We start from the raw sequence: 25659 nt of genomic DNA on the forward strand, positions 1-25659 counted from the left end.
AGGCGGACGGCGGGCGGACGGCGGGAGTTCGAAGGCGATTCCGGGGTCCTTGACCCGGACCTTCCGTGCGGATACGAACTGATCTTGATCGGGGCCGACCGCCTCGGACGGCTGTTCGGGCCGTTAGGCTGTGCCCCCGGCTGATGGTGAAGTCCACTGGAGGTGGGTCGATTTGTCGGATCGTCAGAACGAGCAGCGCGACCTGATCGCGATCGGGCGCGGGTTCGACACCTGGGAGCCGCCGGAGATCGACACCTCCGTGCCGCACTCGGCGCGGATGTACGACTACTGGCTCGGCGGCAAGACGCACTTCGCGCCGGACCGCGCCCTCGGCGAGGCCATCGAACAGGCCATCCCCGACATCAAGACCATGGCCAGGGAGAACCGGACCTTCCTCGGCCGGGCCGTGCGCCACCTGGTGCGCGAGGCCGGGATCAGGCAGTTCCTGGACATCGGCACCGGCATCCCGACCGGCGGCAACACCCACGAGGTCGCCCAGGCCGAGGCGCCCGGCAGCCGGGTCGTGTACGTGGACAACGACCCGATCGTGCTCGCCCACGCCCGCGCCCTGATGGTCAGCGGCGGCCAGGGCGAGACCGCCTACATCCACGCCGACCTGCGCCGGCCCGAGGCGATCCTCGCCCACCCGGCGCTGACCGGGACCCTGGACCTCACCGAGCCGGTCGGCCTGATGCTGGTCGCCATCCTGATGCTGCTGCGCGACGACGAGGACCCCAGGGGCAAGGTGGCCACCCTGCTGGACGCGCTGCCCTCCGGCAGCCACGTGGTGATCACCCACCCGACCGGCGACTTCGACCCCGAGGCGATGGAGGCGGTGGCCGCCAAGGCGGCGCAGGGCCGGATGACGATCGTCCCGCGGACCCGCGCCCAGGTCGAGGAGTTCTTCGCGGGCTGGGAGCTGGTGGAACCCGGGGTCGCCCCCGTGATGGCCTGGCGCCCGGACGGCGAGCCGCCCGTCGACCCGCACGCCGCGTACTACTGGGCGGGTGTCGCCCGCAAGCCGTGACCCCGAGCGCTGGGCCGAGCCCTGAGTCGACCGCTGAGCCGAGCTCTGAGTCGACCCCCGCGCGCCGCCCTGCCGCCGCCCGGTGACCCCGCAGGCGGGGCCGGGCAGCGGCGGCGGCCGGTGTGCTGGACTTGGAGCGTGACCGAGTCGCCGACGCCCGAGGTGTCCCTGCGCTTCGCTCCCGAGCTGTGGCTGTTCCTCCGCAGCCGGGACCGGCACGAGTCGGTGCGGACGGCCCAGGACGGCACGGCTTCGCTGGGGCACCTGGTGGAGTCGCTCGGAGTACCGCTGACCGAGGTCGGTCCGCTGGAGACGGCGGGCCGCCGGGTGGGGCCGGCGTACCGCCCGGGCGGTGGCGAGGTGGTCCGGGTGGCGGCGGTCGGCAGGCCGCAGCAGGTGCCGGGCGGCCCGGCGGCGGGCTTCCTGCTGGACGTCCACCTCGGTGCACTCGCCCGGCGGCTGCGCCTGCTCGGGGTGGACACCGCCTACCGCAACGACCTGGACGACGACGAACTGGTCCGCCGGGCCAACGCGGAGCGGCGGATCCTGCTCACCCAGGACCGCGGGCTGCTGCGCCGCCGCGCGCTCTGGCTCGGCGGCTACGTCCGGGGCTCCGCGCCGGACGCCCAGCTCGCCGACGTCCTGGACCGGTTCGCTCCGCCGGCCGCGCCCTGGAGCCGCTGCACCGCCTGCAACGGAGTGCTGGCGCAGGTGGCCAAGGCCGAGGTCGAGGCGCTGCTGCGCCCCGGCACCCGGCGGACGTACGACAGCTTCGCCCGCTGCCGGGACTGCGGCCACGTCTACTGGCACGGTGCTCATCACCGGCGGCTGGAGTCGATCGTGGCCGCAGCACTGGGCGGCAGCGGGCGAAGCGGTGGGGGCTGACGGAGGTCAGGCCTGGGCCAGTGCCTCCCTGGCGGCGGCGGCCTTGCGGCGGCTGCCGACGACGGCCGAGGCGGCGAGCACCACGGCGGCGGCGACCAGCGAGAGGACCATCTGGGTCAGCCCGTCGGGGTCGGTGCACATGTAGACCATGACGAAGGTGATCATGCCGATGGTCGCCCAGGTCAGGTAGGGGAAGAGCCACATCCGCACGGTCAGCTTCTCGGGCGACTCGCGCTCCAGGATCCGGCGCATCCGCAGCTGGGAGACGGCGATCGCCAGCCAGACGAAGAGCGCCACCGCACCGGAGGAGTTCAGCAGGAACTGGAAGACGGTGGCCGGCCACATGTAGTTGAAGAAGACCGCGAGGAAGCCGAAGACCACGGAGGCGAGGATCGCGGTGCGGGGCACACCGTTCCCGCTGACCTTGCCGAAGGAGCTCGGGGCGTCACCGCGGCGGCTGAGCGAGAAGGCCATCCGGGAGGCGGTGTAGAGGCCGGAGTTCAGGCAGGAGAGCACGGCGGTCAGGACAATGAGGTCCATCACGCGGCCGGCGCCGGGGATGCCCACGTGGTCGAGGACGGCGACGTACGGGCTGCCCTTGACGGCGGCGGAGTTCCAGGGGAGGAGCGTGACGACGATGGCGATCGAGCCCAGGTAGAAGACGCCGATGCGCCAGATCACGCTGTTGGTGGCCTTGCGGACGGCGGTCTTCGGGTCGGCGGTCTCGCCCGCCGCGAGGGTGACGATCTCGCTGCCCATGAAGGCGAAGACCACGGTGAGCATGCCGGTGAAGACCGCGCCGATGCCGTGCGGGAGGAAGCCGCCGTTACCGGTCAGGTTGGTCATGCCGGGCGAGTGGGTCCCCGGCAGGACACCGAAGACCGCCAGGGCACCGATCACGATGAAGGCCGCGATCGCCACCACCTTGATGCCCGCGAACCAGAACTCGAACTCGCCGTAGGAGGAGACCGAGAAGAGATTGGTCGCGGTGAGCACAGCCATCACGATCAGGGCGAACGTCCACTGGGGCACCCCCGGCATCCAACTGTTGAGGATCTTCGCGCCGGCGGTGGCTTCCACGGCCAGGACCACGACCCAGAAGAACCAGTACAGCCAGCCGATCGAGAATCCGGCCCATCGGCCGAGTGCGCGGTCCGCGTAGGCGGAGAACGAGCCGCTCTGCGGGTCGGCGGCGGACATCTCGCCGAGCATCCGCATGACCATGACGACGAGCGCGCCGGCCAGCGCGTAGGAGAGGAGGATGCCGGGGCCGGTGGACGCGATCCCGGCGCCCGAGCCGACGAACAGCCCGGCGCCGATCACTCCGCCGATCGCGATCATCGAGAGGTGCCGGTTCTTCAGGCCTGCCTGGAGGTGGCCGTGGCCGCCCGGGGTCTCCGGGCCCTGGCCGGTGGCGCCCGGCTGCTGGGGCGCCTTGGTGGATTCCATGCTCATCAGGTGTGACTGCCTTCCCAACGCGCGGGCACTCGGTCTGCGATCACAGAGGTGGGGACAGGACCACGCGTTGGGTCGAAACGTAGCTACTAAAACGGGACAACGGAACCTTTGGGCACAAATCGTTGCCCTCTCGAACACAAAAACTTTACGTAATTGAGCGTGACGAGAGGTTACCGACGAGTCCTGGGCGGAGCTGCGGAGAGGCAGTCGTCGCAGGTGGCGAGGCCCGGGCGCGGTGGTGGCGGCAGCAGGTGGCGCGACCGTACGACGCTCGCTGGGGCGGGACGGTTCCGTCCCGGGGCCGACCGCCCTGGCCCGCCCGCCGCGGCCAGGTGGTGCACCCCGTACAGCGGGACGCCGAGCGAGAAGGCGTAGCCCTTGGCGGCGGCCACGCCGACCTGGAGGGCGCCGAAGAGCCCCGGGCCGGTGGTCACCGCGACCGCTCCGACGTCGCCGAGGGTCGGCCCCGCCCGGTCGAGGGCCTCCCGTACCACCGGTGCGACGGCGTGCACGTGGGCCCGCGCGGCGATCTCGGGCACCATGCCGCCGAACCGGGCGTGCTCGTCCATGCTGGACGCCACGCCGAGCAGCACCCCGTCCCGGACCAGTCCGGTGCCGGTCTCGTCGCAGGACGACTCGATCCCCAGCGCCACGGGCTTCGACCCGACCATCGCGTACTCAATTGCCCAGTATTCGCAACTGCAAACTATGTGCAATAAAGTACCCGACGGCGTCCGGCGGGTTTGAACCGGCCGGTGGCACGCCAGGATTCGGGAATGACGGAATCTCCGCTGCCAGTGGCCCGGGTCTCCGACGAAGTGCGGGAGGCGCTGGAGCGCCGCGCGCCGGTGGTCGCGCTGGAGTCCACGATCATCGCCCACGGTCTGCCGAGGCCCCGGAACCTGCGGGTGGCGGCCGAGCTGGAGGAGCTGGTCAGGTCGGCGGGTGCGGTGCCCGCGACCGTCGCCGTCCTGGACGGGGTGCCGCACATCGGGCTGGCGAAGGACGGTCTCGAGCGCGTCGCCGGTGACCGCTCGCTGCGCAAGCTGGGCTTCCGCGACCTCGCCCCGGCCCTGGCGGGCGGAGCGAGCGGGGCCACCACGGTCTCCGCGACCGCGTTCCTGGCGGCCCGCGCGGGCATCCGGGTCTTCGCCACCGGCGGGCTCGGCGGAGTGCACCGCCGGTGGACGGCCACCCAGGACGAGTCCGCCGACCTCGCGCTGCTGGCGCGGACCAGGATCACCGTGGTCTGCGCCGGGGTGAAGTCGGTGCTGGACGTGCCGGCCACCCTGGAGCGCCTGGAGACGCTGGGCGTGACCGTGCTCGGCTACCGCACGGCCGAGTTCCCCGGCTTCTACCTGACGAGTTCGGGCCGGCCGGTGGACTGGACGGTGCACGAGCCGTCCGAGGTCGCGGCCGTGATGCGGGCCCAGGACGCGCTCGGCGGCCTCGACTCGGCCGTGGTCGTGGCCAATCCGGTGCCGGTGGCCGAACAGCTCGACCCGCGCCTGCACGACCGGGTGCTGGCCGACGGGCTGGCGGCGGCCGACCGGGCGGGTGTCGACGGGCAGGCGATCACGCCGTTCCTGCTCTCCTACCTGGTCGAGCACACCGGCGGCGCCTCACTGGAGGCCAACCTGGCGGCCGTGCGCGGCAACGTCCGGCTCGGTGCGGCGATCGCCGTCCGGTGGGCCGGGCGATGAGCCGACGCACAGCGGGCAACGCCCTGGTGGTGATCGGCGACGTCGTCACCGACATCGTCGCACTGCACGCCAACGCCCTGGCCCCGGACACCGACACCGCCGCGAGGATCGCCTTCCGGCCCGGTGGCTCGGGGGCCAACACGGCTGCCTGGGCGGCCTGTTCCGGCGCCGAGGTGAGGTTGCTGGCCCGGGTCGGCGCCAACTCGGCCGACTGGCACCGGGAGGAGCTGTGCGCCGCCGGAGTCGACCCGCACCTGGTGGTGGACCGGCAGGCCCCGACGGCGGTGGTGATCTCACTGGTGGACGCCGGGGCCGAGCGCACCCTGGTCACCGACAGCGGCGCGGCCACCCGGCTCTGCAGCGCCGACTGGGACGCCGCGCTGCTGGCCGGATCGGCCCGGGTCCACCTGTCCGGGTACCTCTACTTCACCGAAGCCGGGCGGCAGTTGGCGGCCACGGTCCATGCGGCCGCCCGTGCGGCGGGCATCCCGGTGAGCGTCGATCCGGCGTCCACCGGTTTCATCGAGCTGCTCGGCCTGCCCGCCTTCCTGGCCGCGGTCGGCGGTACCGGGCTCGTCCTGCCCAACCTGGCGGAGGCGCGGCTGCTCGCCGGGACGGCCGACCCGGTGGCCGCCGCCGAGCGGCTCAGCGCGGTCCACGGCGAGGCCGTGGTCAAGCTCGGCGCGGCCGGCGCGCTGGCAGCCCGGCAGGGTGAACTGCTCGCCCGGGTGCCCGGGGTGGCCGCCCTGGCCGTGGACAGCACCGGCGCGGGCGACGCCTTCACCGGAGGCTTCCTCGCCGCCCGGCTCTTTGGCGCGGACCTGGTCGAGGCCACCGTGGCCGGCTGCCGGACCGGTGCCGCCGCCGTCGAGGTGCTCGGGGGCCGGCCGCCGGTCCGGAGCTGAGAATTCCGTTTCAGCGGCCAGGAGTTGTCGCATTCGGTCGAACGGTGGGCCGAACATGCACGGCCGGGTGCCCGGCGGTCACCGGCCGGGGGAGGCGCTCAGCCGGTTGGGCGGGTGTCCGCGAGGGTGTTCCAGAACATCAGCTCGTAGCACCGCAGCTGCTGTCCGTAGCGGCGCCCGCCGTCGATCCGCTCGGCGGTGAGGCCGGCCGAGGCGAGGACCCGGACGGTCTGCTCCTCCAGCTCCGGCGCGGGCTCGGCGAAGAAGTCGAAGAACGCGCAGGCCGCGTCCGGGAAGCCGTAGTGGCTCCGCAGTGCGCGGGCGACACTCGCGCAGTATCCGCCCCAGGCTGCGAAGTTGGCGGCGAGCGCCAGGATCGTCCCGGTCGGTTCGCCGTTGAGGGCGAGCCAGGCGAGGTAGGCGGGGTAGGCCTGGCAGCCGGCGAGCGGTTCGCGGGCGGCGGCCTCGGCGGGAGTCAGGCCGCAGCCCTCGGCGAAGCCGGTCAGTGCGCGCAGTGCCTGGCTCTCGCCCTCGGCGAGAGCGGCGAACCAGCCGCCCGCCGGGACGTCCGCGCACCGGGCGGCCAGCACGAGCAGGCTGCGCCGGTCACTGGTGATGATCCGGTGCTGCTGCGCGGCGAGTTCGGCCAGCACGGCGACCGGCGCCCGCCCGTCGGCGATCAGCGGGAGCAGCCGGTTCTCCCGTTCGCCGGGTGCGAGCTCCCGGCGGACGCTCCGCAACACCTCACGTGCCTGTGCGCTCATCGGCTCTCCCCGGGATGACGGTGCCGGCAGGTCCTGCGGACCGGGCTGAGGACCAGGCTAGGCGGGGTCGGCCCCGGTGTCCGGCAGGCCGCGCCAGCGGGTGCCGCGGCTGTCAGGCGCCGCCGGCCGGGCCGTTCACGGGGTGGTGGCCGCAGTCGGCGGAGACGTCCAGTGCCGTGCGGCGCAGTTCGGGCAGCAGGGCCCGGACCTGGTCGCGGCCGAGCACCACGTCGGGAACGGAGAGCGAGATCCCGGCCACCACCGCGCCGCTCGCGTCGCGCACGGGGGCGGCGATGCAGTTGATGAAGGTCTCGTGCTCGGCGTCGTCCACGGCGTACCCCTGGGCGGCGACCCGGCGCAGCTCCGCCAGCAGGGTGGCGGCGTCGGTGATCGTACGGTCGGTGAACCGGGTGTAGTCGAGGCGGGCCGCGACCCGTTCGCGCTCCGCCGCCGGGAGGTCGGCCAGCAGCACCTTGGCGATCGCGGTGGCGTGCAGCGGCATCGGGGCACCGATCCGCGAGTACATCCGGATCGGCTGGCGGGACTCGAACTTGTCCAGGTAGACGACGTCGCCGCCCTCGTACACCCCCAGGTGCACGGTCTGGCCGGTGGACCGGTTGAGGCCGGCCAGGTGAGGTGCGGCGATGTCGCGGATGCCGCGCTGCGCCAGTGCCGCGTGGGACAGCTCGAAGGTCCGGGAGCCGATGTGGAAGCCGTGCGCGCGGTCCCGGTAGACGAAGCGCTCCTCCTCCAGGGTCCGCACCAGCCGGAGCACCGTGGTCTTGTGGACGCCCAGTTCCTCCGCGAGCTGGTCCATCGTGCGGGGACCCTCGCCGAGCCGGATCAGAATCGTCAGCGCCCGGGAGAGGCTCTGGCTCACTGCTGCACTCCTGTTGCCGTCATGGTGGTCTTCCCCCGTTCGCCCGGGGTGACCGCCCGGGGTGACCGCCCGGGGTGACTGTCCGGGGTGATTGACCGTCGCGCCGGGGTGGTGCTAGAACGAGTCTCGCATATTGCGCAATGAACGTTGCACATAGTGCAATCCACGGGTGACCCCGGGGCGGCGCACGAGCGGGGCGGGGGGCCGATGGCAGAGCTGGTGATCCGCGGCGCGACGGTCGTCGACGGCACCGGCGCTCCCGGGCGGCGCGCCGACGTGGCCGTCCGCGACGGCCGCATCACCGGGATCGGCCGACGGCTGCCCGGGCGCAGCGTGCTCGACGCCACCGGCCTGGTCCTGTGTCCCGGCTTCGTCGACATGCACGCGCACTCCGACCTCGCCCTGCTCACCGCTCCCGACCACGCCGCCAAGGTCAGCCAGGGCGTCACCTGCGAGGTCCTCGGCCAGGACGGCCTCTCCTACGCCCCCGTGGACGACGGCACCCTCGACCAGATCCGGCACGCCATCGCCGGGTGGAACGGCAACCCGCCCGACTTCGACTGGAGTTGGCGCAGCGTCGGCGAGTACCTCGACCGCCTCGACCGGGGCATCGCGGTCAACGCCTGCTACCTGGTGCCACAGGGCTCGGTACGGATGCTCGCCATGGGCTGGGACCGGCGCCCGGCCACCGGGGCCGAACTCGACCGCCAGCGCGAGCTGGTGGCCACCGCCCTGCGGGAGGGCGCCGTCGGCATGTCCAGCGGCCTCACCTACGCACCCGGGATGTACGCCGACACCGCCGAACTCGCGGCCCTGTGCGAGGTGGTGGCCGCACACGGCGGCTACTACTCCCCGCACCAGCGCTCCTACGGCGTCGGCGCACTGGAGGCCTACGCCGAGATGATCGAGGTCTCGCTGCGCTCCGGCTGTCCGCTGCACCTCGCGCACGCCACCATGAACTTCGGTGTCAACCAGGGCCGTGCCGGGGACTTCCTGGCCCTCCTCGACCGGGCCGTCGCCGCGGGCTGCGACCTCACCCTGGACACCTACCCCTACCTCCCCGGCTCCACCACCCTGGTCGCCCTGCTGCCCAGCTGGGCCTCCCGCGGCGGGCCCGCCGCGATCCTCCGACGGCTCGACGACCCGACCGAACTCGCCCTGATCCGGCACGACGTGGAGCGGCGCGGCTCCGACGGCTGCCATGGAGTCCCGGTGGACTGGCAGGCCGTCGAGATCTCCGGCTCGCACTCCCCGGACGCCATCGGGCGCACCGTCGCCGAACTCGCCGAGGCCCGCGGACGGCGCCCGTTCGACGTCTACCGGGACCTGCTGGTCGCGGACGGGCTGAGCACCACGATCATCCAGCACGTCGGGCACGAGGAGAACGTCCGGGCGATCATGCGCCACCCGGCGCACACCGGCGGCAGCGACGGACTGCTCGCCGCCGCCAAACCGCACCCCAGGGCCTGGGGCACCTTCCCCCGCTACCTCGGTCACTACGTCCGCGAACTCGGCGTCCTCGGGCTGGAGGAGTGCGTCGCCCACCTGACCGGCCGCCCGGCCCGCCGGCTGCGCCTCGCCGATCGTGGCCTGATCAGGCCGGGACACCACGCCGACCTGGTCCTCTTCGACCCCGCCACGGTCGCCGACACCGCCACCTTCGCCGACCCGTGCCGACCGGCCACCGGCATACCCCACGTGTTCGTCGGCGGCACCCGGGTCATCGCCGACGGCCGGCCCACCGGCGCGCTCCCCGGCCGGGCGCTGCGCCGCACCGCCGACGGATCCACCCGGTGACCGCCGGTACCCCCGCAGCCGTCCTCGTCCCCGCCGTCGACGGGGGACGCGGTACCGCCCTTCGACCCGTCCGGCCGCCCGGACCCCGCTGACCTCGGCCGAGGCCGGGCCGAGGTCAGCGCGCGGCGGCGCGGCTCGGCTCGGGGTGGGCGACCTGGTCGGGCATCGGCAGGGCGCGGCCCTCCAGCTCCAGGACACAGGTCGGCAGGTGCAGGCCGGGCGCCGGGCGGTCGAGCCGGACGGTGAAGGGGCGGGCGGGGTGGTCGGGCAGCTCTCCGGTCAGCCTGCGCGGCAGGTGGCCGGTACCGCGTTCGCGCAGGAACCCGACCTCCTTGCCGTCCACGAGCAACTCGGTCTCGGTGAGCAGACCGGAGCGGACGTTCACGGTGATCGAGTGGCCGTACTGATCCCGGTGGAAACTGTGGCGTCGACGCATGGCGCGCTCCCTCACAGACCTTCTGCGCCCCCTTGGTCCAGTCTAGGAGCGCACCGCCGCGCGGACGCGCCGGTACCCTCGCGGTCGCGCACACCCGGAGGCGGCGAAGGTCCCGGCCCGATCGGGCCGCGATCGGCGAGGCGCAGCCGGCGGGCCGCCTCGGCCCTGCGAGTCGCTGCGCCGCCCGTCCGGTGCGGTTCGCGGTACCCCGGCTCAGCTGTGCGGTTCTGCCCCGGATCGGCCGCGCGGATCGCGGTGCTCCGCCGCCACGCCCGGCCCGCGCAGGGCCCGGGCTTCGGCCAGCGCCTCCCGGGACAGCGGCCGGGGCACCCTCTCGAGCCGGCAGGGCGGCGGGGCGTCGGTGCGGGACGTACGGGTGGTGCGGTCCAGGACGATGGCCCGGCCGCGGCCGGTCAGGGTCAACCCCGCGCCCTGCGGGGCCAGCGCGTGGCGGGCGATGACCGCTCCGCTCGCGGTGGTGATCGACAGGAACGGTTCGTCAAGGCGCCGGCAGACCCGTACCACGGCGCCCGACAGGTCGGCGGGGACCGGGTAGTAGTTGCCGCGGTAGGACACCTGGCCCTGAGAAGTGACGGTTCTGCTGGCGTGGATCCGAACCGGGAACGGAGCGTCGGGCAGGTCGGCCAGCGCCGGCGCGCGGGCTGCCGCGGCCGGGTCGCCGGCCGGCCGGCGGCGGCCGTCCATCCGGCCGGCGAGGCGGTCGAGGCGGTCCTGTGCCGCCCAGAGGCCGATCTCGCCCGGCAGCGCGCGCCACCAGCGCCGAACGGCACGGCGACCGGCCTCGCCCGTCTCGTCCTCCGCGTCGGACCGGCCGGTTCGCCCGGCGCGGCCGGCCGGGCGGATGTCGACCTCGGCGCCGTAGTACCTGGCCGCGTCGGCGAAGGCCGGCGTCACCCGGCCGGTCGTCGGACAGCACACGGCCGGTGTCCGGTCGAACTGCCAGCGCCCGGTGGTGCCGCCGATGCGCCGGATCACCTGGTCCACGGCCTCCAGCAGTTCGGGGAAGTCCGTGCTCTCCGCCAGTACTCCGCGCCAGCGGCCGCGGCCGGCCAGCGAGGCCGTCAGCAGGAGGGCGTGGTCCCCGTAGCCCCAGTGCGCGGGCGGGTCCGGCAGTCTCAGCCACTCGAACCGGACCGCCTCGTCCGCCAGGTGGAGGCCGGTGCCGTGGCCCCGGTACCGGTCGGGCCGGCAGAGCTCGCACGGCGGCCGGACCCGGTGCCTGCGCAGTGCACGGGTGAAGGTCGAGTAGCCACCCGGATAGCCCAGCGCGACCGCCTCGTCGTACAGCACGGAGGCCGGCAGGTGCGGATCGTCGATGAGGCGCTGCCGGGTGTACGGCAGGAACCGCGAGTACTCGTCCTGGACGGGGCTGCGGACCCCCGCGATCCGATCCCCGTCGAGGTAGGCCCTCACCGTCTTGCGGTCACGCCCCAGGTGCCGGGCGATCGCCGAGATGGACCACCCCTGACGACGAAGTTCCCGTACATCCGAGTATTCCTCCTTGGTGAGCATCCGTTGCCCCTCGCAGCCCTGACCGAAACCACATGCGGGTTCTCAATTGATGACGAAACCCCAAGCGGCGGCAAATGTTACACGATGTCGGAAAGATCGAATGGAAGAATGGGCGCACCCGCCAGGGCGCGCACCTCTGGGGAATTTCGGTGAGCGGTGCGGCCGTGGCAGGCTTTGCGCCACCCCCCGCGCCACTGGGGAGATTCAGCGAGCACCGCCGGAAATTAATACGTAAGGGTCGGCAATCCGGAAATCGACCCCGGTGACCCCCTGGGCAGGTGCCCCGCCGGTCGGCCGCGCGCCCGGGAAATTTCCGGACCGGGCGGCATCGGCCGTTCATGTCATTGCGGGTAATTTCGACGAGCATCCGGGATATCGAATATGGAAGGACGCCCGTCTGCCGCACATGCGCGGGCCGGTCGCCGTTCGTTGACGGGGGCATGAGTTCAATGCGCCAGCCAATGGCTTCACCGCCGTCGCAGCACGATCCGGTCGCCAGTCTCGGAAAGTGGCTCTTCGTCCCGGACCGGCGGAATTTCGCGGGCGACGTACGGACCGGCTACCTGTCGTGCAACGGTGAACGGGTCGTCCTGCAGCACTGCTCGCGCCTGCTGGCGGACTTCGTGCGGACGATCCGTCAGCTGGAGGAGGACTTCGCCGCCCGCTGCGGGGTCGATTCCGTCAAGGTCAGGTGCCATGTATGACCCCGCGGGGGAGTTCTTCCCCTCCTACGGGGCCACTGTCTACTACGGCCCCGAGGACTACCCGCGGGCCGCCCCCTACGAACACGCTCCCTACGAACACGCCGCCTACGAGCACGCCCCCTACGAACAGGGCAGCTGGGAGACCGAAGCCCTCTTCGTCCCCCATCCCCGGGGCGCCGCCGACGACTTCGCGACGGTCGGCGCCAACCAGGTGGCCGCGCCGGTGCCCCGGCACCGGCGGCGGGAACATCCGCGCACGGCGCCGTGGTCGGAGATCTTCAGCTCGCTGTTCGGGGTGCTCACCGCCGTCACGGTCACCGCCATGTGCCTGCTGGGGTGGACCCTCTCCTACCACCCGTTGCAGGACCTGGCGTTCTCCCGGGTGCCGCACGGACTGTCGCGGCTGTGGCCGCTCATCGTCTACGGGCCGTGGATCGTGGGCTGCCTGTCGGTGCTGCGCGCCGCGCTGGACGGGCGACGGCTGCTGCACTCCTGGGTCGTGGTGGTGCTGTTCTCCAGCGTCGCGACCGGGCTGTGCATCGCCGACGTGTCGTGGACGGTGCCGGACGTGATCGTCGCCGGGCTCCCGCCGGTCACCGCGGTCGTCTCCCTGCACCAACTGGTCCGCCAGCTCACGTCGGGCAAGGGCGCGCACCGGCCCGCGTACCGGCAGGCCGCACACAAGTCCTCCCGCTGAGAGGAGTACGGAGGCGGCCGGGGTCGCGTACGGGTCGTTGTACGAGAGCTCTCGGTACAGGGACGCGAGACCGGCGTCCGAGGTGTCGTCGAAGTCGGTCGCGTACGGGGCGGCGGACTCGATCAGGGTGGTGAAGAGCGAGACGGTGCCGTCGCCGTTGTCGGCGATCTCGATGATGCGGGCGTGCTGGGGGAAGTCGACGTGCGAGGCGGTGTTGATCTCCCAGAAGGAGCGCTCGGGCACCGCGTGGCCGTGCGGGGTGATCCGGTTCTCGTGGGTGTGGCCGTTCACCCAGGCGAGGACGTTCGGGTAGCGCTGGAGCAGGGCGACCAGCTCGTTGCCGTCGTGCCGCTTCTCGAAGATGTTGCGCGGGTCGGGTCGCAGGTTGCCCATGCTGGTGCTGGTGTGGTGGCTGAAGATCACGACCAGGTCGTTGCCCTTGCCGCCGCGCACCGGGTGCCCGTCGCCGTCGTACCAGTGGCCGCTGTGCGCCTGCAACGTCCGCTCCAGCCACTGCAGTTGGGCGGTGCCGAGGGAGCCGTCCGCGAAGCCGGCCTCGTTGGTGGTGTCCAGGCTGATGCCGAGGACCCCGTCGGCGATGCGGAAGGTGTAGTAGAGCTTTCCGCTGTCGGCGGCGTCCGCCGTGAAGCCGTGGCCGACCGGGCCGGGGCCGGTGACGGCCGGGTCCAGATGGGCCTTGGCGAACTCCTTGAGGGTGAACGGCCGGCGGCGCTCGTCGGGGGTGATCCGGCGGACCGCGTTGCCGTCGGCCAGCAGCCTGCCCAGCAGCAGGGCGGCACCGGCCGGGTCGCGCCGCAGCGCCTCCATGATCTTCGCCGCGTCGGCGTCGTTGCAGCCCTCGAGCTTGCGGTCGCCCGCGTACAGGGCGCCGAGCAGCCCGAGGTCGGGCAGCGTGCCCTCCAGGCTGTCGTCGTGGTTGCCGACCGTGCTGTACCACGGGACGTCGAGCCCGGGGGCGTCGAACGGACGGCCCGCAGCACCGAGGAAGCCCGGCACCTGGGGGAAGCCCTTGGCCTTGTAGTCGTCGCGGAAGGAGATCTCGGGGTTCCAGTACGCGCTGCTGCCCGAGTTCTGCACGCCCTCGTAGCGGGTCGGGTCACCGGTGTTCGGGGTGATCCGGCCACCGCTCAGGACGTTCAGGTACCAGTCGAGCTCGATCCGCTCGTGGTTGTCGGTGTTGTCGCCGGTGGTCATCACCAGGTCGAACGGCTTGCCCGTGTACGGGCCCGCGGCCAGCGAGTTGACCCGCTCGACCAGCGAGGAGGCGCCGCGCACGGTCAGCGTCTCCTGGGGGCGGTGCGCGCTGTCGTTCCACCGGGCCAGGTACTCGAACCGCACCGGGGACTCGGTGTCCATCAGGTGCAGGTCGGTGAACTGGACGAACCCGGCGAGCGCGGTGCGCCGGTCGTCGCGCCCCGGCTGCGGGCCGGCCAGCTCACCGCGGACCACCAGCGGCCAGCCGGGCCCGGCGGCGAGGCGCCGGTAGCCGGACGTGCCGGTGGGCGTGGCCACCTGTTCGAGCGTCGTCCCCTCGACCCGTACGGCGCGGGCCGCCGTCGCCGCCAGCGCGCGGTCGCGCTCGGCCGCCGAGGCGAACGTCCCACCGGCCAGGGACAGCGCGGCTCCGGCAGCGGTGGCGGAGACGCCGCCGACGAAGGTCCGTCTGGTCATTGCACGCATGGAAACCCCTCCTGACGGCCCGGCAGCAGCCCGGAGGCCTGCCCGGGACCTCTCGAACGACTGACCGACCCGGGTCGGTCCGGGCGGATATTACCGGCTGGTATGTCAGGACTGAAGCCCTGTGCGCGAACGGGACGGAAACAGTCGGCGACGAGCACCGGTCGTTACGGCGGTCGCCGGACGGCGCGTTCTGCCGACTCGTCAGATGGATCCGGTGGCTTCGACGGCGGTGCGGTGACGCCGGATCAGTGGACTCGAACGGACGGTGACGGCCGTCGGGGCCGGCTCCTGACCGGCCGTGGGACGGGCGCGGCGGCTCGGGTGCGGCGTCCGGAGGTGCTCGGCTCAGGCCGGACGGGAGGCGGCCCGGAGCTCGTGGACCACGGCGGCGGCGCGGGTGGGGGACACGCCCGCGGCGATGAGGGTGACGATGGTGGCCTCGGTCCCGTCGTCCTGCCACTCCCCGAGGTTGACGCTCTCCAGCAGCGAGAAGGTCAGGCCCTGGAGGGCGGTGGCGAGGACCGGGGCGGGCAGGTGGCGGTGGAAGGCGCCGGTGGTCTGACCGTGCGCCAGGACGGCGGTGCAGTGCGCGGAGGCCGGGGCCAGCAGCTCGGCGAACCGCTCCTCGCCCAGGTCGCGGCGCGCGAGTGCGAACAGCATCCGGTAGCGGTCACCGACCGGCCACAGCCGCAGCAGGAACCGCGCGAACGCCTCCTCGGCGCTCGCCGCCGGCAGGTCGGCGGCGGCGAGCGCGTCCCGCAGTGCGGCCGAGGCCTCCTCGCCGAGCGCGTCCAGCAGGGCGGCGCGGCCGGGGAAGTGACCGTAGACGGTACGGCGGACGACCCCCGCGGCGCGGGCGATCTCGTCCAGCGTCGCATCCGGCCGGGCACCGAGCTCGCGCCGGGCGACCTCGAGGATGCGGGCCCGGTTGGAGCGGGCGTGGCTCCGCCGGGGAGCGCCGTCGGCGGGATCCGGCATGCCTGGAACCTCTCTGGAAACGCGGTGGACGCGGTCGTCCGGGCGCGGTCGTCGGGGCCTCAGCCTATGCGATCGGAGCCCGGGCCGGAGCCGTGTTTGCTCACTGATGTGCAAGTAGCTAATCTGCACATCAGTGTGCAAGAAACTCGTCTCGGAGCTCTCCCCTCCCGAAGGACCTGACCCATGTCTTTCTTCGCCTCCACACCCGTCGACCGGATGAGCGGCCCCTATCCACGGCGCTGGTGGGCCCTGCTGGTGCTCTGCCTGAGCCTGCTGATCGTGGTGATGGCCAACACCTCGCTGATCGTCGCCGCCCCCGACATGACCCGTGACCTGGGGCTGGACAGCAGTCAGTTGCAGTGGGTGATCGACGGCTACACGGTGCCGTACGCCGCGCTGATGCTGCTGCTGGGCGCGGTCGGCGACCGCTACAGCCGGCGGGGCGGGCTGATCGCCGGGCTGGTGGTCTTCGCCGCGGGCGCGGTGCTGGGCAGTACGGCGCACAGCGCGAACGCGGTGATCGCCGCCCGCGCGGTGATGGGCGTCGGCGCGGCCACCATCATGCCCGCCACGCTCTCCCTGCTGGTCGCGACCTTCCCGCGGGCCGAGCGGGTCCGCGCGATCACCGCCTGGACCGCCACCTCGGGACTCGCGGTCGCCGTCGGCCCGCTGGTCGCCGGCTGGCTGCTGGAGCACCACGCCTGGGGCTCCACCTTCCTGATCAACATCCCGATCGCGCTCGTCGCGCTCGTCGCGGCCCTCGTCCTGGTGCCGCCGTCCCGGGCCGGGCGGCGCGGCCGGCTCGACCTGGTCGGCGGACTGCTGTCGATCGTCACCGTCGGCTCGCTGGTCTACGCGATCATCGAGGGCCCGCACTTCGGCTGGGGCGCCGGCCCGGTCACCGGGGCCGTGACCGCCGCGATCGGCCTGCTGCTGTTCGTCGGCTGGGAGTTGAGGCACCCCCAGCCGCTGGTGAACGTCCGGATGTTCCGGGTCCGGTCGTTCAGCGGCTCGATGCTCGCCGTGCTGATGTTCTTCCTCGGGACCTTCGGAGCGCTCTACTACGCCACCCAGCACCTGCAGTTCGTCCTCGGCTACGGTCCGCTCGCCACCGGTGCCCGGCTGCTGCCGCTGGCCGGTGCCGTCTTCGTCGGTGCGGCACTCACCGGCCTGGCCACTCCCCGGCTCGGCATGAAGCCGATGGTGGTGGCGGGCATGGCGATCGGTACGGCGGGGGTGCTGCTGCTCACCCGGATCGACGCAGGCTCCGGCTACACCGACTTCCTCCCCTCCTTCCTGCTGCTCGGCTTCGCGATCGGGCTCAGCGTCGCCCCCTGCACCGACACCATCATGGGCCTGTTCCCGGAGGACGAACTCGGCGTCGGCGGCGGCCTCAACGACACCGCCCTCGAACTCGGCGGCTCACTCGGCATCGCCGTGCTCGGCTCGATCCTCGCGACCACCTACCGCGGCAACCTCACCGGCGCCGTCGGCGGCCACCTGCCGCCCGAGGCCCTGCACATCGCCCAGGACTCGGTCGGCGGCGCCCTCGCGGTGGCGCAGCGGGTCGCGGCCGACCCGGCCGGCGGACCGCAGCGGGCCGGTCAGCTGGTCGCGGCCGCCCACCGCTCCTTCGCGGACGCCGTCGCCCACACCAGCCTGGTCGGCGGCACCGTGATGGCCGTCGGCGCGGTACTGGTCCTGCTGATCCTTCCCGGGAGCGGCGCGGGCCGCCGACCGGTCGCGGGCGCTGAAGCGCACGCCGGCGGCGCGGACGTTGCGGCGCCCGCCGGGGGAGAGCCCGCCGGGCAGGTGCCTGCCGGTCAGGGCCGGGCGTACTGACCCGAAGCGCTGTCGACGAGTGACCGGGCGCCGTCCGGGAACCGTTGCGGCCGGTCGGCCCCCGGCGCCCGGTCCGTCACCGCGGCGACGGTGCCGCCGCACGGCTGCGGCGCCGTCGCCGCTTGACCACGGACCACACCAGCGCGGCCTCGACCACCCAGGTGAACCCGACCACGGCCCAGTCCGCCGCTCCGAGCCCGGGCTGGCCGGCCTCCCCCAGGACCATGAACACCGCGAGGGTTCCCCAGAGCCAGGCGGCGGTGGTCATGGCCGCCAGGGCGAACCGTTGGCCGCGGCCGAACGGCGGCGCGGCGGTGGCGGGCCCGGCGTCGGCAGGTCCGGCCGCAGCACCGGCCTTCGGAACCGGCCGGGCACCGCGGGCCGGCATCCGCACCACGGCGGCGGCCGGCACGGCCGCGTCGACGGTGGCGAGCGACTGGACGTCGACGGTGAAGCAGGCCGGCTCCAGTTCCAGTGAGATGCCGTCGGTGCCGATCAGCCTGCGCCCGCCGTCCGGCCAGCTCAGCACGGCGGCACAACTGTCGTAGCGCACCGTGAGGGCCCCCTCGGCGTCGACCAGGCTGACACCCTCACTGCTGATCACCAGGTCAGGACCGTCCTTCGCCCGCGAGCGGTGCCGCCTGCCCGCGACGGCCGAGGTCGAGGCGGTCGGTGCGGCGGTGTAACCCGCCCAGTCGGCCCGCCGTCCGAGCGGGACACGGAGCAGTCCGGCGGCCGGGGCCTGTCGGGCGATCGTGTGGACGTCCTGCGCGGTCACCGCCCAGAGTTCGGCGCGCAGTTCCTCGACCGGGCGCAGCGGCAGACCGCTGAGCAGGTCCGCCGCGTAGTGGGGCAGCCGTTCGGCGTCGGCCTCCGGCAGCAGGTACGCCTCGTCGGCCCTGCTCCGTATCGCGTCGAGGTCGTGCTGCGCGATGCCGACCGCCTCCAACCGGGCGAGCACGTCGAGGAACCCGCCGAGCACCGCGTCCTGCTGCTCCGGCAGCGCGTCGGCGAGGGCGGTGACGACGGACCATCCGTCCCCGCGGTGCGCACAGCCCGCGGTGGCGGTGTAGGAGTAACCCCCCTCCTGCCGCAGCGCCTGGAAGAGCTCGCGCTCCAGGCCGGACGCGTACAGCGAGGTCGCCGCGCCGCGCGGGAGCACGGCGTCGAACAGCACCTGACCGGTACCGCCGTTGAAGTACGCGGGAGTCGCGGGCAGCACCGAGGGCACCGCCGGCACCGGCATCCGCGGGCCCGGGCGCAGCGGCAGCCGCAGGCCGGCCGGCACCCGCTCGCCGGCCACCCACAGTGCGGCGTTGCCGCGGGTGAACCAGGTGTCCGCCCACTGCTGGACGTCCTGCGGGCCGAGGCCGGTGATCCCCCACTCCGGATAGCTGACCAGGCCGTGCCCCTGTGCGCCGTACCGCCACAGACCCATGGCCTCGGCCGGACCGGTGGAGCGGCCGGCCTCCTCGGTCCGCAGGATGGCCTTCTCGGTCTCCAGCCGGTCCATCGGAAGTCGGGCGAGGGACTGGCAGACGCCCAGCAGGAAGGAGCTGACGTCCTGTTCGGAGCCGTCCAGGTGGAAGTGGGTGTGCAGGTTCCCGGTCGCGCCGTTGAAGTGGTAGTCGGCGACGCCCTGGCGGTGCAGGGCCAGGTGCTCGACGAGGTGGGTGACACCGGTGCGGGCCAGCGTCTCGTCGGCCTGGCCGACCCGGAAGACCAGACCGGCGGAGAGCCGACCGGGGCGCTGGGTGAAGACGGCGGGAACCCCGTCGACCTCGAAGTGGTGGATCACGGCTCAGCCCTTCGCCAGTGCGCGTTCGCGGTGCTCGATGAAGTTCGCTCGGGCGTCGCCGGGCAGGTAGTCCCAGGGGAAGCGGCTCGCGAAGCCCCCGGTCGCACCGAAGTGCCGTGCGGCCTGGGCGAGTTCGCCGGCCAGCGAGGTGGCCATGGCGAACTCGCCGTGCACGCCGACGATCCCGTAGCGGGCCCGGCAGGCGGGGTGCAGCACCGACCGGTGGGCGGCGTCGGCCAGTTCCGCGCGGACGTGCGGCTGTCGCAGGTACTCCGCGCCCTTGTCGCCCCGCCCGAGGTCCAGCCAGCGTTCGATGTGGTACTCGGCCAGCAGCGCACCGCTGAGCGCGCCGTCGGGTGCGCCGGCCAGGCATTCGAGGGCGAAGGCGTGCGCGTCCTCCCACTTCCCGCCCCACTTGGGCAGCAGCTGTTGGAGCCGACGGCTCTGCGCCACGAAGTGGTGCGGGTGGTACGCGGTGAGCCGCTGGTACCGGCGCCGGGATTCGCTCAGGCCGAGGGACAGCCCCATGGCGACGGTCAGCCTGGCGGCCCAGGCGAGCGCGAAGTCGGGCCGGTGTGCGGTGACCCTGATGAGCAACTGCTCGGCGTGGTTGAGATGTTCGCGGAACCGCACCCACTGGTCCGCGGTCACGTCCTTGGCCCGGGAGTCGGTGCGGGCCTGCCAGCCGAGGACGATCCGGCGGTTCGCCAGCAGGGTGGCGGCCAGCGGATCGGCGTCCTGCCGGACGACGTGGGCGAGGAACTGCTCCACGTCCGGGACCTCGCCGACGATGCCGGCTGCCACGCAGCGGCCGTGTTCGTCGGTCAGCCGTCCGAACAGTTCGCGCAGGCCGGGCCAGTCCCGGGCCTCGGCCAGTTGCCGGACCGAGACGAGTTCGGGCAGGCCGGCGACCGGGTCGAAATCGGGGGCGGGGAGGGCATCGGCTGGGAACATGCCGGAGATCCTAGGTCTGCGACGTCACGGCTGGTCGGCGCCATTGCAGTGCGAGTCCGGCCGAACTGAGACACACTCGGGCAAAGCTGCCGAAGAAATGATCAAAGGTTTCCGGAATGTCAACCTCCGCTTGACTTTCTCCGAGCAGGCCCCCCCTAGACTGCCGATATCTGAACGCACATCAGTGCGAGACAAGCACAAGGAACAACATGCAGAACAGACGTCGGCAGCAGCTGCTCGAATCCGCCACCCCCCTTCTCGTGGAGGGAGAGCGGATCGAACTCACCGACATGGCGAACATCGGCTCGGTCTCGGTCAAGCGCCAGGTGCTCACCACCGCCCTGGTCGGCGCCCTCACCGCCGGTATGGTCGTCGCCACCGTCCAGCCGCGCCCGATGTACTGGGTGCTCACGGACCAGCGCCTGCTGTTCTTCGACGGCAAGACCGCCACCGGCAAGCCCGGAAAGCTGCTGATGGTGCTGCCGCGTGAGATCGTCACCGCAGCGCCGCTGAGCAAGGCGCTGCTCGGCCTGGGACTGAAGACCGTGCTCACCATCCAGGGGCAGGACAAGGGCCTGAAGATGGTCTTCCCGCCTGCCGCCAAGTCCGGCGGACGCGAGTTCATCACCCGTATTCCGCCCACGCTCTGACTTCCATTCCGAATGACGGCCCGTCAGTATTTCTGGCGGGCCGTTCCGTCATTGCCGCGCAGGACGTTCGGGCCCGTACGTACGCCACCCGCCGGGCCGGCGGGCGAAACCTCCGCCGCGCGGCGCCGCGCGGAGCCGATCCGGCCGGAGGCCGTCCGGTCTGCGCTCCAGGTGCCACCGGGCCCGCCTCCCCGTCCGGACGCTCCCGGGCGGCCCGCGGCTGCACGCCGCCCCGGCCCGCGCGCTGTGCGTTCGGCTGCGCCTGGCGGGCGGATCCCTCCGGGGCAGGAGCCCCCGGAAGTGTGGGCCCAGCTCGGAGCCTGGTCCGCGTCGAGGTGCGAGCCTCGATGAACCCGGTGTCCGTCTCCGTCCTGAAGTGGGTACGGGCGGTGCACCGAACGATATTTGACGATCAGTCAACAGACGGGACCGGCCCCAGTACAGTAGGGGTACGCACCAGGGGAGGACCGAGTGGACACCGTGCTCGTGCAGCTGCCCGAGCAGACCGAGCGGCGCACCGACGATTCGGCTGCCGCGCCGAGGCTGCTGCGTCTGGGGCCGGGGGAGAGTGCCGGGTTCGGTCGCGGCGCGCCGCGGGGTGCGGTTCCGATCGTGCTCGACGAGCCCGGAGTGTCCGGCTGCGCCGGGCAGTTGACGGCGGTCGAGGACTACTGGCGGCTCTCCAACTTCAGCCGGACGGCGACCTACGTGGTCGAGAACCTCGAAGGTGCGGGCGAGTGCGTCAAGGTGGCGCCGGGCCGGCTCGGCGCCCCGGTGGCCTTCGAGTTCTCCCGGGTGATCCTGCCCGCCTCCGAGGCGCCGGTCTCCTTCAAGGTCTTCGCACCCCAGCACGCCTACCTGGCCGACGAGCTGTCCGGGGCCCCGGGGGAGCGGGCCACCGGTCCGTTCTCCCTCGATCCGACCTCCACGTACTTCCTCGTGCTGCTGGCGCTCTGCGAACCCCGGCTGCGCGACCCGTCCGGCACCGTCGTCCCCGGGGTCGGCGACGTCCTGCACCGGCTCCGCCTGCTGCCCTCCTGCGCCCACCTGACCCGGTCGGCGGTCGCCTGCCACATCGACTACCTGGCCACGGCGAAGCTGCGGCTGTTCGGGTCCGACGACCCCTGTGGCGGACCACTCGGCGGGAAGCGCGGCGCACTCGTCGCCTTCGCCCTCCGCTTCGACCTGGTTCGGGAGGAGCACCTGCCCGCCCTGCCGCCGTGGCACGGGCCGTGACCGGCGAGGCGGTCCGGCGGGCGTGCGGCTCGGGCGGCGGTGCGGGTACGCGCACGCACCGCCGCCCGCCGCCCTTCGGGCCGGTCAGCTCCGGCGGTCGAAGACCTGCCGGTCGAGGAAGACCAGCCGGGCCCGCTTCTCGGGCAGCCGGATCTCGGGGCCGAGGGTGAAGCCGGTCCGCAGGAGGCGCGCGATGGCCTTGTCGTTGCGGGCGTCGGGCTCGGCCACGATCCGCAGCCGGGTCGGATCCGCCAGGACGTAGCCCAGGAAGACCGAGAGCAGGGTGCCGGTCCAGCCGGACAGCCGGTCCTCGGCGACCGGGCCGATCAGCAGGTGGACGCCGAAGTCGCCCTCCCGGACCCGGTAGCACTCGCCGACCGGGTCGTGCTCGGGTTCGTACGTCTGGAAGAGCGCGACCGGCCGGTCGTCGCGGTGCAGCAGGTAGGCGTGGTGGGTGCTCAGCGAGTCCACGTACTCGTAGATCTCCCGGACCCGTTCGCGGTCGGCGTCGAGCATGCCCCAGAAGCGGGCCCGCTCCTGGGTGACCCAGCTGTGGATCACCTCGGCGTCGGCGGCCGGATCCAGCGGCAGGACGCGGACGGTGCCGAAGCCGTCGACGGACTGCTCGTACACGGCCTCGCGGCGGCGGGCGGAGGGCCCGGTGGTCGGGTCGCTCAAGTTCGTTCCTCGGTCAGCAGGGTCCAGTCGGTGATCACGGGGACGAGTCCGCCGTGCAGCCAGAGCGGCAACTGGTCGCGGTAGTGGGCGCTTCCGGGTCTGCCGGACGCTCCGAGCGGCACCACCCAGAGGCTGTCCTCGCGCCGGGCCAGGTCCCACACGTAGCGGGCGGCGGGCCCGCGGGCGCTGCGGTCGGTGATGCCGGGGACGCTCGACGTGGAGAGCACGCAGTCGTGGTCGCCGGCCAGCCCCGGCCAGCTCCCGTCCGGCCGCCCGTCAGAACCGTCAGGGGTGTCGGGGCCGCCAGGGGTGCCGGGGAGATCGGGAAGGGCCTGCCACGGTGCCAGCCGGTGGAGTTCGCCCCACGGGGTGGCCGGCGCCCCGGCGGCGGCGACCTCCTCGACGGCCTCGCGGACCAGTTCCGCCCGGTCCACGTCGGGCAGCAGCCCGGTGGTCAGCAGGCTCTCCAGCCCGTACGCCACGCGCGGGACCAGGGCGAGCCAGGGCAGGAAGACCTCCGGGTACGGCGTCGGCTCCGCGAGCCCGGACAGCGCGGGATGGGCGGTTAACCTGCGCACAACAACGCTGCGCAGAGCCGCATATGACGTTGCGTCGGTACTATCGGCGGCCATCCTCCGGTCCCAGGAGAGCAGCCGCCCCCGCAGGCGCGCGGCGTCCGGGCCCAGGCCGTCGAGTCCGGCCAGCAGGTCCAGCAGGGGGCGGGCGGAGGCCAGATGGGTGTCGGTGTGGATGTCCGCCATCTCCGCGCCCGACCAGGTCTGCCGCTGCTCCAGCAGGTGGCGGATCCGATCGGCCCGGTGCGGCGGGGCGAACTCGACGCCCAGCGGCCCGGCCGGGCCGCGCTGGTTGGCCATCACCGCGACGCCGTCCACCTGCTCGTGGGGCATCGGCCCGTACCAGCCGCGCCAGTCGTGGCCGGGTTGCCAGGCGGGCACCACGCGCAGGCTGTTGTCGGGGTGCCGCAGCGGGACCGCACCCGCGACCCGGTGCAGCAACCCGCCCTCGGTGTCCGCGGCCTGGACCACGTTGACCGGCTCCGCCCAGTGGTCGAACGCCCGGTCGACGTCGGCCACCGTGGTCGCCCTGAGCAGCGCCGGCAGCGCGGCGAAGCCCAGGTCCTCGCGGACCCGGGGCGGGTAGCGCAGGCTGATCGCCTCGGCGGGCCCGTCCGGCCCGCCGGCGACGACCGGGCCGCGCTCGGTCTCGATCACCTCGACCCGGACCGGGTCGCCGCCCGCCACCTCGACGGTCTCGACCCCGACCGCGGCCGCCCGCCAGCCGTCCGGTCCGAGGGCCTCGACGCCGGAGCCGCTGCGGCGCAGCCGTTCGCGGTAGAGGTCCTGGTAGTCGGCCATGGCGTTGGTGATCGCCCAGGCGACCTTGCCGGTGTGGCCGAAGTGCGCGATGCCGGGCACGCCGGGGACGGCCAGGCCGACCACGTCGAACTCCGGGCAGGCCAGGTGGACCTGCTGGTAGACGCCCGGGGCCTCGATGAAGCGGTGCGGGTCGCCGGCGATCAGGGCGGCGCCGGTGGCGGTGCGCCCGCCGGGCACCAGCCAGCCGTTGCTGCCCGAGGTGGCGGGGCCGTCGGTGGCGAACAGCCCGATCGCCCCGGGGCCGAGCCGGCGGGCCACGGTCTCGCGCCACAGCTTGGCGGGGAAGCCCGCGAAGAGGATGTGGTGCGACAGCCAGACGGCGAGCGGGGTCCAGGGCTGCCACCGGCCCGGGGTGACCGCGGCCGCGGCGAACTCCGGTGCCTGGGCGGCCTGTTCGGGGAGCGCGGCGTTCACGCCGTCGACGTAGCTCTGCACCCAGGCTGCGGTGTCGGCGTCGAGGGCGGCAAAGCAGCGCCGGGCGGTGTCCGCGAGGCGGGCCTGCCGGGCGAAGCGGTCCCAGCCGACGGCTTCGGGGCCGAGGAAGGCGGCGGTGGTGCCCTGCGCGCGGTGCCGCTCGACCTCCAGCTGCCAGCCGCGGTCCGTGGCGGCGTTGTGGCCCTGCGCGCGGGCGAGTTCGAGCGCGCTCCCGGCGCGGAGGTGGGGTATGCCCCAGGGGTCTCGGTAGACCTCGATGCTCACGTTTCTCCTGACGTTCTGCTGGTGGTGCGGCCGCTTCTGGCTGTGCACCCGATCGGCCGCGTCCCGGTCGCCGCGCTCCGGGCTGCGGGTCAGCGGGAGGGTGCGGTGACGCGCCGGCGGGCGGCGGGGACGACCAGCGGGGTGCCGGTCTCGGGGTCGTCGATGACCCGGCAGGGGAGGCGGAAGACCTCCTCGACCAGCTCGGCGGTGACGATCTCGCCCGGGGGCCCGGCGGCGACCACCTCACCGGCACGCATCGCGATCAGGTGGGTGGCGTACCGGGCGGCGTGGTTGAGGTCGTGGAGGACGGCGACCAGGGTCCGGCCCTGCTCCTCGTGCAGGCGTGCGCAGAGGTCGAGGATCTCGATCTGGTGGGCGATGTCCAGGTAGGTGGTCGGTTCGTCGAGGAGCAGCAGCGGGGTCTGCTGGGCGAGCGCCATCGCGATCCAGACGCGCTGGCGCTGGCCGCCGGAGAGCTCGTCGACGGTGCGGTCGGCGAGTTCGGCGACACCGGTCGCGGCCATCGCCTCCGCGACGACCCGCTCGTCCTCCCGGGACCACTGGCGCAGCAGCCCCTGGTGCGGGTAGCGGCCGCGGGCCACCAGGTCGCAGACCGCGATGCCGTCGGGGGCGACGGAGGACTGCGGCAGCAGTCCCAGGGTGCGGGCGACCTGTTTGGCGGGCAGGGCGCTGATGTCCCGCCCGTCCAGCAGGACGGTTCCGGCGGCGGGCCGCAGGGTGCGGGACAGCGCGCGCAGCAGGGTGGACTTGCCGCAGGCGTTGGGGCCGACCACGACGGTGAAGGAGTGGTCCGGGACGGCCACGGTGAGGTTCTCGGCGATGACCCGCTGCTCGTAGCGGAGGGTCAGCTCCCGTCCGGCCAGCCGTGTCGGTTCCTGCGTCAAGTCGCTCTCCATGGTGGGTACCTGCCTCTGGT

General features: G+C 73.3%; 22 protein-coding genes and 1 pseudogene. 10 read left to right on the top strand and 13 right to left on the bottom strand.

Features of this window, described 5'->3' with window-relative positions; genetic code table 11:
* The first annotated feature begins 172 nt into the window (after nt 1–172).
* Together ACFC1R_RS13760 and ACFC1R_RS13765 are read left to right on the top strand one after the other, a co-directional pair.
* On the top strand, nt 173–1027 hold the full coding sequence (locus ACFC1R_RS13760; protein ID WP_375937691.1) for an SAM-dependent methyltransferase: 855 nt from the start codon (nt 173–175) through the stop codon (nt 1025–1027).
* Nucleotides 1028–1165: 138 nt separating this feature from the next.
* Nucleotides 1166–1912 carry a Mut7-C RNAse domain-containing protein gene (locus tag ACFC1R_RS13765; protein WP_375937694.1) on the top strand — a complete coding sequence of 249 codons (747 nt, stop codon included), beginning with the start codon at nt 1166–1168 and terminating at the stop codon, nt 1910–1912.
* 6 nt (nt 1913–1918) lie between these two features.
* Here ACFC1R_RS13765 and ACFC1R_RS13770 read toward each other — a convergent pair whose 3' ends face one another.
* Nucleotides 1919–3367 (bottom strand): amino acid permease, encoded by a 1449-nt coding sequence (locus ACFC1R_RS13770; RefSeq protein WP_375937697.1) that lies wholly within the window; start codon nt 3365–3367, stop codon nt 1919–1921.
* Between the two features lie 173 nt (nt 3368–3540).
* The gene (locus tag ACFC1R_RS13775; protein ID WP_375937701.1) at nt 3541–4041 is read right to left on the bottom strand and encodes a hypothetical protein; all 501 of its coding nucleotides are present in this window, start codon (nt 4039–4041) and stop codon (nt 3541–3543) included.
* 105 nt (nt 4042–4146) lie between these two features.
* Here ACFC1R_RS13775 and ACFC1R_RS13780 point away from each other — a divergent pair, with 105 nt between their 5' ends.
* Entirely contained in the window at nt 4147–5073 is a 927-nt protein-coding gene (locus tag ACFC1R_RS13780; protein WP_375937704.1) for a pseudouridine-5'-phosphate glycosidase, read from the top strand.
* Complete coding sequence (locus tag ACFC1R_RS13785; RefSeq protein ID WP_375937707.1) at nt 5070–5978, top strand: carbohydrate kinase family protein; 909 nt, start codon at nt 5070–5072, stop codon at nt 5976–5978. The genes ACFC1R_RS13780 and ACFC1R_RS13785 overlap by 4 nt, the downstream gene beginning before the upstream one ends.
* Nucleotides 5979–6076: 98 nt before the next feature.
* Here the strand turns inward: ACFC1R_RS13785 and ACFC1R_RS13790 are convergent, their stop codons facing one another.
* Together ACFC1R_RS13790 and ACFC1R_RS13795 are read right to left on the bottom strand one after the other, a co-directional pair.
* Nucleotides 6077–6742 carry a transcriptional regulator gene (locus ACFC1R_RS13790; RefSeq protein WP_375937710.1) on the bottom strand — a complete coding sequence of 222 codons (666 nt, stop codon included), beginning with the start codon at nt 6740–6742 and terminating at the stop codon, nt 6077–6079.
* A gap of 112 nt (nt 6743–6854) precedes the next feature.
* Nucleotides 6855–7622: an IclR family transcriptional regulator gene (locus ACFC1R_RS13795; RefSeq protein WP_375937713.1), complete on the bottom strand. Its 768-nt coding sequence runs from the start codon at nt 7620–7622 to the stop codon at nt 6855–6857.
* 207 nt (nt 7623–7829) lie between these two features.
* Here ACFC1R_RS13795 and ACFC1R_RS13800 point away from each other — a divergent pair, with 207 nt between their 5' ends.
* Nucleotides 7830–9419 (top strand): amidohydrolase family protein, encoded by a 1590-nt coding sequence (locus tag ACFC1R_RS13800; RefSeq protein WP_375937716.1) that lies wholly within the window; start codon nt 7830–7832, stop codon nt 9417–9419.
* Between the two features lie 115 nt (nt 9420–9534).
* Here ACFC1R_RS13800 and ACFC1R_RS13805 read toward each other — a convergent pair whose 3' ends face one another.
* Together ACFC1R_RS13805 and ACFC1R_RS13810 are read right to left on the bottom strand one after the other, a co-directional pair.
* The gene (locus ACFC1R_RS13805; protein WP_375937719.1) at nt 9535–9855 is read right to left on the bottom strand and encodes a hypothetical protein; all 321 of its coding nucleotides are present in this window, start codon (nt 9853–9855) and stop codon (nt 9535–9537) included.
* Nucleotides 9856–10068: 213 nt separating this feature from the next.
* On the bottom strand, nt 10069–11388 hold the full coding sequence (locus ACFC1R_RS13810; RefSeq protein WP_375937722.1) for an IS21 family transposase: 1320 nt from the start codon (nt 11386–11388) through the stop codon (nt 10069–10071).
* Nucleotides 11389–11849: 461 nt separating this feature from the next.
* Between ACFC1R_RS13810 and ACFC1R_RS13815 the strand changes: the two genes are divergently transcribed.
* The gene (locus tag ACFC1R_RS13815) at nt 11850–12092 is read left to right on the top strand and encodes a hypothetical protein (protein WP_375937725.1); all 243 of its coding nucleotides are present in this window, start codon (nt 11850–11852) and stop codon (nt 12090–12092) included.
* Nucleotides 12093–12414: 322 nt separating this feature from the next.
* Nucleotides 12415–12789 carry a DUF2637 domain-containing protein gene (locus ACFC1R_RS13820; protein WP_375937812.1) on the top strand — a complete coding sequence of 125 codons (375 nt, stop codon included), beginning with the start codon at nt 12415–12417 and terminating at the stop codon, nt 12787–12789.
* Between the two features lie 6 nt (nt 12790–12795).
* Here the strand turns inward: ACFC1R_RS13820 and ACFC1R_RS13825 are convergent.
* A pseudogene (locus ACFC1R_RS13825) lies at nt 12796–14481 on the bottom strand (TIGR03767 family metallophosphoesterase); the annotation flags it as partial.
* A gap of 354 nt (nt 14482–14835) precedes the next feature.
* Entirely contained in the window at nt 14836–15468 is a 633-nt protein-coding gene (locus ACFC1R_RS13830) for a TetR/AcrR family transcriptional regulator (protein ID WP_375937728.1), read from the bottom strand.
* A gap of 183 nt (nt 15469–15651) precedes the next feature.
* Here ACFC1R_RS13830 and ACFC1R_RS13835 point away from each other — a divergent pair, with 183 nt between their 5' ends.
* Nucleotides 15652–17310: an MFS transporter gene (locus tag ACFC1R_RS13835; RefSeq protein WP_375937731.1), complete on the top strand. Its 1659-nt coding sequence runs from the start codon at nt 15652–15654 to the stop codon at nt 17308–17310.
* A gap of 76 nt (nt 17311–17386) precedes the next feature.
* Here the strand turns inward: ACFC1R_RS13835 and ACFC1R_RS13840 are convergent, their stop codons facing one another.
* Nucleotides 17387–19108, bottom strand: a complete 1722-nt coding sequence (locus tag ACFC1R_RS13840) for a M16 family metallopeptidase (protein ID WP_375937734.1) — start codon at nt 19106–19108, stop codon at nt 17387–17389.
* A 3-nt stretch (nt 19109–19111) separates the two neighbouring features.
* Complete coding sequence (locus ACFC1R_RS13845) at nt 19112–20062, bottom strand: hypothetical protein (RefSeq protein WP_375937737.1); 951 nt, start codon at nt 20060–20062, stop codon at nt 19112–19114.
* 209 nt (nt 20063–20271) lie between these two features.
* On the opposite strand from ACFC1R_RS13845, the gene ACFC1R_RS13850 reads away from it, so the two are divergent.
* Together ACFC1R_RS13850 and ACFC1R_RS13855 are read left to right on the top strand one after the other, a co-directional pair.
* Complete coding sequence (locus ACFC1R_RS13850; RefSeq protein ID WP_375937740.1) at nt 20272–20712, top strand: hypothetical protein; 441 nt, start codon at nt 20272–20274, stop codon at nt 20710–20712.
* A 471-nt stretch (nt 20713–21183) separates the two neighbouring features.
* Complete coding sequence (locus ACFC1R_RS13855) at nt 21184–21948, top strand: serine/threonine protein kinase (RefSeq protein WP_375937743.1); 765 nt, start codon at nt 21184–21186, stop codon at nt 21946–21948.
* 84 nt (nt 21949–22032) lie between these two features.
* Here the strand turns inward: ACFC1R_RS13855 and ACFC1R_RS13860 are convergent, their stop codons facing one another.
* The 3 genes from ACFC1R_RS13860 to ACFC1R_RS13870 all read right to left on the bottom strand — a co-directional run bounded on the left by ACFC1R_RS13860 (nt 22033) and on the right by ACFC1R_RS13870 (nt 25639).
* Nucleotides 22033–22626, bottom strand: coding sequence for a GNAT family N-acetyltransferase (locus ACFC1R_RS13860; protein ID WP_375937746.1), 594 nt, complete (start codon nt 22624–22626; stop codon nt 22033–22035).
* Nucleotides 22623–24722 (bottom strand): penicillin acylase family protein, encoded by a 2100-nt coding sequence (locus ACFC1R_RS13865; RefSeq protein ID WP_375937749.1) that lies wholly within the window; start codon nt 24720–24722, stop codon nt 22623–22625. Before ACFC1R_RS13865 ends, ACFC1R_RS13860 begins: the two co-directional genes overlap by 4 nt.
* An 89-nt stretch (nt 24723–24811) precedes the next feature.
* The gene (locus tag ACFC1R_RS13870) at nt 24812–25639 is read right to left on the bottom strand and encodes an ABC transporter ATP-binding protein (protein WP_375937752.1); all 828 of its coding nucleotides are present in this window, start codon (nt 25637–25639) and stop codon (nt 24812–24814) included.
* Nucleotides 25640–25659: the final 20 nt, after the last annotated feature.

The organism is Kitasatospora sp. NPDC056138 (assembly GCF_042264695.1).
GTDB lineage: Bacteria > Actinomycetota > Actinomycetes > Streptomycetales > Streptomycetaceae > Kitasatospora.

Coding starts and splice junctions, on each gene's coding strand:
- ACFC1R_RS13770 (WP_375937697.1), bottom strand. CDS start 3,367: ATGAGCATGGAATCCACCAAGGCGCCCCAGCAGCCGGGCGCCACCGGC.
- ACFC1R_RS13775 (WP_375937701.1), bottom strand. CDS start 4,041: ATGGTCGGGTCGAAGCCCGTGGCGCTGGGGATCGAGTCGTCCTGCGAC.
- ACFC1R_RS13780 (WP_375937704.1), top strand. CDS start 4,147: ATGACGGAATCTCCGCTGCCAGTGGCCCGGGTCTCCGACGAAGTGCGG.
- ACFC1R_RS13785 (WP_375937707.1), top strand. CDS start 5,070: ATGAGCCGACGCACAGCGGGCAACGCCCTGGTGGTGATCGGCGACGTC.
- ACFC1R_RS13790 (WP_375937710.1), bottom strand. CDS start 6,742: ATGAGCGCACAGGCACGTGAGGTGTTGCGGAGCGTCCGCCGGGAGCTC.
- ACFC1R_RS13800 (WP_375937716.1), top strand. CDS start 7,830: ATGGCAGAGCTGGTGATCCGCGGCGCGACGGTCGTCGACGGCACCGGC.
- ACFC1R_RS13805 (WP_375937719.1), bottom strand. CDS start 9,855: ATGCGTCGACGCCACAGTTTCCACCGGGATCAGTACGGCCACTCGATC.
- ACFC1R_RS13810 (WP_375937722.1), bottom strand. CDS start 11,388: ATGCTCACCAAGGAGGAATACTCGGATGTACGGGAACTTCGTCGTCAG.
- ACFC1R_RS13815 (WP_375937725.1), top strand. CDS start 11,850: ATGGCTTCACCGCCGTCGCAGCACGATCCGGTCGCCAGTCTCGGAAAG.
- ACFC1R_RS13820 (WP_375937812.1), top strand. CDS start 12,415: ATGTGCCTGCTGGGGTGGACCCTCTCCTACCACCCGTTGCAGGACCTG.
- ACFC1R_RS13830 (WP_375937728.1), bottom strand. CDS start 15,468: ATGCCGGATCCCGCCGACGGCGCTCCCCGGCGGAGCCACGCCCGCTCC.
- ACFC1R_RS13835 (WP_375937731.1), top strand. CDS start 15,652: ATGTCTTTCTTCGCCTCCACACCCGTCGACCGGATGAGCGGCCCCTAT.
- ACFC1R_RS13845 (WP_375937737.1), bottom strand. CDS start 20,062: ATGTTCCCAGCCGATGCCCTCCCCGCCCCCGATTTCGACCCGGTCGCC.
- ACFC1R_RS13850 (WP_375937740.1), top strand. CDS start 20,272: ATGCAGAACAGACGTCGGCAGCAGCTGCTCGAATCCGCCACCCCCCTT.
- ACFC1R_RS13870 (WP_375937752.1), bottom strand. CDS start 25,639: ATGGAGAGCGACTTGACGCAGGAACCGACACGGCTGGCCGGACGGGAG.